1 protein-coding gene is annotated in these 372 nt (G+C 68.5%); it reads right to left on the bottom strand.

Features of this window, described 5'->3' with window-relative positions; genetic code table 11:
* Positions 1-235: hypothetical protein (locus AB0C16_RS40950; RefSeq protein WP_357691616.1), on the bottom strand; the 235-nt coding region annotated here is incomplete at its 3' end.
* Positions 236-372 lie beyond the last annotated feature (137 nt).

Genomic DNA, 372 nt, shown 5'->3' with positions numbered 1-372 from the left:
GCGGAGGCTCGCTCGTGAGAGGGGTGGCATCGGCGAGCGGAGGCTCGCTGGTCAGCGGCGCGGAATCGGCGAACGAGGATTCGCCGAGCAGGAGGGAGACATCGGCGAGCGGCGGACCGCTGATCAGATGGGCGACTTCGGCGAGGGGAAGTTCGCTGGTCAGCGGGGCGGGCTCGGGCTGGGCGGGGACCTGTTTGGAAAGGGCGGAGAGCAGAAGCTGCGCGGCAGCGGGCATGGTGGCCTCCTGGCCATGGAGAACAGGACACAGCAGGCCTACCCAGGCCTCGCCCCGGCAGACGTGGACGTGATGCAGGCGTTATGACAACGAGCCCAACGTGCTCTGGGTCACACTTCGTTCCCCCGACTGCCAGC

It is taken from the genome of Nonomuraea sp. NPDC048916 (assembly GCF_040649575.1).
In the GTDB taxonomy this organism is placed as follows: domain Bacteria; phylum Actinomycetota; class Actinomycetes; order Streptosporangiales; family Streptosporangiaceae; genus Nonomuraea.
The sequence above is the reverse complement of the archived record's forward strand: the minus strand, read 5'-3'. Positions and strand labels throughout refer to the sequence as shown.